Here is a 6,374-nt window from a genome sequence, read left to right as displayed (position 1 = left end):
CAATCAACCCATTTCTAAAAAAGAAACTTATCAATAATGAGTGATGCGATGACAGAAATTTACCGTGATACATATTTTAAAGACCGTAGTAATATTAAAACAACCATCTCCCAAAGAAAAAACTAGAAAGAATAATAAATAAAACAAAGGAGTAATAAAAAAATATGCATCATCAAATAAAAAATAAATTTTTAACTATTTTTACCATTATCATTTGTGTTTTTTTTACCATTGGCGGAATTAAGGCTCTTCGTCATTATTTCACTTATCAAAGAAAAAAGACTATTAAAAATTAATGCATGAAAATAATGTTCCCCTTTTTTGAAGTAAAGAGAATAGATGGTAATAATGAAGATAAAATTCTGATCCCTGTTAATGTCCCTAATTTAAATCCTGATCAATACCAACTAAATAATGACACTAAAAATACTTTTTCTTACCCTAAAAGCCTACTTCAATTTAGAAATTAAAAATAATGGAGGATTCTACGATAACACTAAACGTTTTTGCCAATGGTTTTTAAATAGTGAAGATGTTGGATATCTTGACATTCAAATCCAATTAAAACAAAAACAATTTATTAACCAAAAAGATCCTCGTTTAAATTTAATCTTGGACTATGAATTAGTAGATCTTTTTTGGTTTCAAAAAGGAAGCTAAGATGAGTAAAGTTATCAAAATTAAAAAAAGACCAACTTCCTAGTTAGTCTTAAAAAAATATTGCATAAAAATAAAAAATATTGCGATGGTAAAAGTGTTTTTAATTAAACTTGATTAAAATATTTAAATCTTTGAATTTATTAAAAATTAGTGTTTTTGCTTAATATTTTGTGAATCTTGTTTATTTTCGATATCTTCGCTAATTTGTTTTATTAATAAATATGATTCTTGAAATTTTTTACGATACTTAATAATTGCAAAATGATTAATAATTTCAAAAATACAAGGAATTATAAAAAATATTGAAAAAATAAACATTTTCCATATTACTTGATTTATACAATTAAAAAGAACAGGTAAATTGCTCAAAATTAATATTTTCGCTAATATCTCGAATGAATTATTTGTATGACTAAGTAAATATTTTTGCATCTCAGAAGACTTATCATTTATAATTAAAGCCCATTTAGAATATTGCGATTGTTGTTTTTGTTCTTGTGTCATCTGAGATAAAAATACAGCAATTTTATTAATTTCCTTTCTTATCATATAGCATTTATTAAAAATTTTTCTTTTTCTGAAAAAATTTATAATAACAATTATAATAACTATAACCACTAATAATAAATTTAGAATAGATATGTATTGTAAATTATCAACGAATAATAACATAAAAAACCCCCTTAATAAAAACTTATTTACAAAAAATATATTAAATTATTTGATACTAAATATTATTTATTTTAAAATTAATTTGTAAAATAAAAATTTATATATTTATTTTAAATTTATTAATTTTTTATAAATAAATTAAAAAATATTGTTATATACAAAAATGAAAATATTTTTTAAATTTGAAAAAATTAATATTTATTACATAATCATTTTGTGAAGCTATTGAAATATAATAATCTTTTCTTCTCTAATCAAATATTATACATTATTTTATTAAAAAATAAATTTTTTTAAAATTAATCAGTTAATGATATTTTTTTAAATATATTGGAATAAATTAAAGTAAAAAAGTTATTTTAAAATGATTAATATCAAAAAATTCAATAATTATATATTGATTATCTTTTTTAAAAATAATTTTCTATCTAAAAAATAATCAAAATAATAACTCTATTTTTGAATATTTTAAAAAAACTATAATGGTAATTTTTTAATTATTTAAAAATATATATTGTAAAAATTTAACAAATATATTTAATTTATTCAATTTTTTTATATTATGTTAATTCAATTAAAAAAATATTTTATTGATTGATTAAATGTACATTCAATTAATAAGATTCATAATTAAAAATAGAAAAGATAAGTTATTTTATACTGAGATATGATAACAATGTCTTATAATTCTACATAAAAATTAATGAATATTTCTGAAAATTGAAGATTTCCGATAATGATATTAAAGAATAAAAAACAATAAAAGAAAAAATCAACCCGAAGAAGAAATAAACATTTTAATTATAGAATTAAATAATTTTTTGAATAATATAAAATTTAGATTTTTCAACACGTTTAAATATAATGAATAACATTCCTGTAGAATGGAAATTCAATAAAATAATTTCCGAATGATAAATCAAACACATTACTAGGCGTTTTAGTTAAGCAATTGATAAATATGTTAATTTATATAAATATTATAAGATTTTATGTTTCAGATAATGTTGTTAAAGTATTAAAATGAGGTTTTCCAAATTTTTAGACAACTTAAAGATTTAGATAACTTTTTATTTTTTAAAAATTCTTTAAGACTAACTATTAAGTTAGTCTTTTTTTGTTTAAAAGATTAAAAAAATATTTTTCTTAATTTTAATGATTAATTGCGAAAAGAAATAATATTGAAAAAATTTTTATTTTTAATTTTTTAATATGAAATGATATTTCCAGGATGAGATTCATAAAATGGTTACATATATAAAAATTAAGTAAAAGTAATTATATATGATTTGTTTTGTAGATCATATTTTAATTTTCATTTAATTAAAGGAAATATTTAGGATTTTATTATTTTTTAATGTTGACGGAAATATTAATATTTGGTAGAATTAGTTACATATTTAATTAAATTAAAAATTAACTTAGTGTTTATAAACTCGATATACTTATTTTATTTATAATCATTTTTGCATTCTAATTAAATTTTTAATTTAAATCGGTTTTTAATAAATAATTATTAATAAATTAAATTATCTATTAATTCAATACTTTTTATTTTTTATTCCTTAATTTTAATGGTCTATTATTTAAAAAACTTTAAATTTAATTTTTTTAAAATATTTATTAATTTTATAATTATTTTATATTTTTCTAATATTTTTTATTTAAAATTATGATCATAACAAATAAATTTTTATAAAATGATTTTGATTTTGTAAATAAATTTCAAATGTAATAATTATATGAAATTATTTTTTTTTAAATTTAATAAAATTAATTTTTTTTGTTATATAAATATATTTATTTTCTTGCATTTAATGTTTTTAATAAATTCTGAAAAGCATTTTCATTAAAAAAAGATTAATAAAATTTAAATAAATTAACGGAAAAAGGTTTTTTATTGTGTTTGAAAGATACCTAAAAAATAAAATTATTAAATTATTAATTGTAGTTTTTATTTTATTTTTGTCATTAAATCTTTTCTTAATAATTTTCTTTAAATTAGATAAGAATTTTAAAAAATTCAAATTATTTTCTTCTAATAAACAAATAAATAATTCGGAAAAACTAAAAATTAATATAATGGATGTAATAAAATCCTCAATTGATCTAAATAAATTGTCTGATGATGAAAAAAAATTACTTTCAATAGATCCAAATCTATCTTCAAAAGAAATAATTTTAATTTTGCAACAGAGATTATTGAATCAATTTCAAATAAATAATCAAATACACAAAGCTTACGTATTAGCGCAAGAAGATGCACATATAGAAGTTGATAAAAATTTATATTATTATACACTTCCTCGAGATGAAGTAATATTTATGAAAAATTTAATTTACACAAACCCTACATTTTCAGAACAAGAAACAATAAAAATTCTTTCGGACAGATTATTAACAAAATATAGAGTAAATCAAAAAAGGTTGATAAAATATGTTATTTTTTTAAAAAACCAATTAAATCCTAAAATGATTAGTGATAATTCTTTAAATATAAAAATAACTTTAAATAATAAAAAAATGCCAGATATATTATTTTACATTATGATTATCCAAACAGTTTTAGCAGAAACACAATATAGAACAACTATATTAGACGAACAACTTAAAGATGATCAGAAATTACAACTACTCGAACATGATTTTATGAATACTAGGGATTGGATACAAAATGAGAATAACAAGTTATTGTGGATAAATCCTAATCTTTCCTCAAAAGAAAAAATTTTAATTTTAAAAGAAAAACTAATAAATCAATTTCGACAAAGAAATCAATTAGCCAAATATTATGAGTTAATATATCGGAAAGCATTCTCAACACTACCTAAATTTAAAAACATGCCAAAATATATTCCAAATGAAGATTTGTTTTTACAATATATTTTTAATCAATATCCCCACGCAACGGAAAGTAAAATAATTGAACATCTTCAGAAATCATTGGTGGAAGAATACGAAAACACAAAATTATTATTAAATTTATGCAATTCAATCTTAGAAAAAAAAATTTTTCCAGAAATTTACTATACTATGACTCTGAGCACTTCTGAAGTAGATATAAATGAAATGACTGAAATTCTAAGCGATCCGCATTATATTTCTTTTATAAGAATTCAATTAGATGATGCAATAAATAAATTAATGACGTTGCAACAACATATAAAAAAATTACAAGATAATATCCTAATAGATGTAGATGAAACACAAAGAGAATTAAAAACCACAAAGACAGAACGCGATAAAATACAACAAAAATTAAACCAAAAAAAACAAGAATTAATAGATACACAAAATAAAGCAAATAAAAACTTAGCCGATAAAGATCGATTAATCACAAGACAAGATCAAATTATTAAAACTCAAAAACAAACTCTTGAAGATAAAGATCTAGTTATTAAAGCTTTAACTCAAGATAAAACTGATTTAAATAACAAGATCACAAGACAAGATCAAATTATTAAAACTCAAAAACAAACTCTTGAAGATAAAGATCTAGTTATTAAAGCTTTAACTCAAGATAAAACTGATTTAAATACAAAGATCACAAGACAAGATCAAATTATTAAAACTCAAAAACAAACTCTTGAAGATAAAGATCTAGTTATTAAAGATAGAGATCGAACTATCGTGACTTTAACTGAAACTGAAGAAATTAATTTGAAACAAAAAAAATATTTATATAATAAAATAAATAAAATATCTGGACAAAAACAACTAATGTTTTCTAAAAAAATCAAATTTTTTAACTTAATTAAACAATATTTAAAAAATTTTGGTTTGATTAAAAATCAAACATGGAAATTATTATTTCAACAATATAGTCGAATTTACTTTATAATTATGTTATTTACAATAAATATTTTATTTTACTCTTTATTAATTAAAAATTTTAAATCATATTAATAATAATAAATAAAAAATCCTAAACAAGAAGATTAATTCTTTAATTAGATTTTTTATTAAATTATTAGCTTCATGTCGTCAATAGTTAATTGTTTATTCTTATTATTCCTTTTCTTATACTATTGAATATCATAAATTTTTATTACGTATGGTTTAATATATGATAGATGTTGAGTAGAGTATTCTCTAAGCAAACTTCACATTTTTCCCACAATGAATTTGGTGATTATGTATCTAAATCTAAACAAAAATAGTGAATAATTCCTTTACAAATAATTTTTATAGGTCCGAATTATTTCTAATTCTTTTCTTTCGATTCATCCATGTAAGATAAGAACCTATAAATTATTTTCCTTGAAATAATTTTTAATTTGTCTTTAATAATTGTCAGTTTCAAATCTTTTTTCCAGCCATTTCGTAACTTGGGGGGTTTTATCTTTTAAGCTATCGCGAAATATCTTTTAATTTCAATAAGTAAATCATCCATCATAATGAGGTATTTTGTTTGGAGGTTTTGATTAAAATTAAGGTGTCTGTCGATGCTTATCCTGCGTTGTTGGTTTCTTAATAAGCCCTAGTGTAGGTTGATCGCACTAAACCCTTATTTTGTTACAACTAGTTATCATGTTCATCATAACCAAAATTACTTTTTAGTCTCTTAAAATCTTATCTTTTCTTTTAAAAAAAACTTATTTAATATTTTAAAAATTGTTGAATAAAATTTTACCGTTCATTACTAGTTTTTTTAAAACAAAAAAATTATTTTTTAACTTGGTTAACCAAGAATTTAAATAGATGTTGCATGATGATTCATTCGGATTATTAGTAATTAAATAATGATAAATGCACATTATTCCTTTTTTAATTGTTGTAAATACTTCTTTTGGCTGTTAAAAGATATAATTTTATTGCATAAGAAACGATTATAATGGTAATAAACGCAAGCAAAGCAATGGTTAAAAGATAAGATTTTGAGATAACGATTAAAAGATTTTTTTAATTAACATAGTTTTTTATTTTCTTTCTATTTTTATGTTAATTATAGAGGTTTTTTTGAAGAGGAGAGGAGTATTTATAGGCATTTTAGAATTTTTAATTTGTGATCGCAAAGTTTCTATTTCTTCTTCTTTTTTTGA

3 protein-coding genes are annotated in these 6,374 nt (G+C 19.6%); 2 read left to right on the top strand and 1 reads right to left on the bottom strand.

Annotated elements, in window-relative coordinates:
• Nucleotides 1–164: 164 nt before the first annotated feature.
• Complete coding sequence (locus tag OC701_RS02130) at nt 165–296, top strand: hypothetical protein (RefSeq protein ID WP_304514457.1); 132 nt, start codon at nt 165–167, stop codon at nt 294–296.
• A gap of 511 nt (nt 297–807) precedes the next feature.
• Here the strand turns inward: OC701_RS02130 and OC701_RS02125 are convergent.
• Nucleotides 808–1,332 carry a hypothetical protein gene (locus OC701_RS02125; protein WP_304514456.1) on the bottom strand — a complete coding sequence of 175 codons (525 nt, stop codon included), beginning with the start codon at nt 1,330–1,332 and terminating at the stop codon, nt 808–810.
• Nucleotides 1,333–3,234: 1,902 nt separating this feature from the next.
• Between OC701_RS02125 and OC701_RS02120 the strand changes: the two genes are divergently transcribed.
• The gene (locus tag OC701_RS02120; RefSeq protein WP_304514455.1) at nt 3,235–5,238 is read left to right on the top strand and encodes a coiled-coil domain-containing protein; all 2,004 of its coding nucleotides are present in this window, start codon (nt 3,235–3,237) and stop codon (nt 5,236–5,238) included.
• Nucleotides 5,239–6,374 lie beyond the last annotated feature (1,136 nt).

Source organism: Candidatus Phytoplasma bonamiae (assembly GCF_030586845.1).
GTDB classification, from domain to species: Bacteria; Bacillota_I; Bacilli_A; order Acholeplasmatales; family Acholeplasmataceae; genus Phytoplasma; species Phytoplasma bonamiae.
This window is presented reverse-complemented; position numbering and strand designations above follow the sequence as displayed.

Coding starts and splice junctions, on each gene's coding strand:
- OC701_RS02130 (WP_304514457.1), top strand. CDS start 165: ATGCATCATCAAATAAAAAATAAATTTTTAACTATTTTTACCATTATC.
- OC701_RS02125 (WP_304514456.1), bottom strand. CDS start 1,332: ATGTTATTATTCGTTGATAATTTACAATACATATCTATTCTAAATTTA.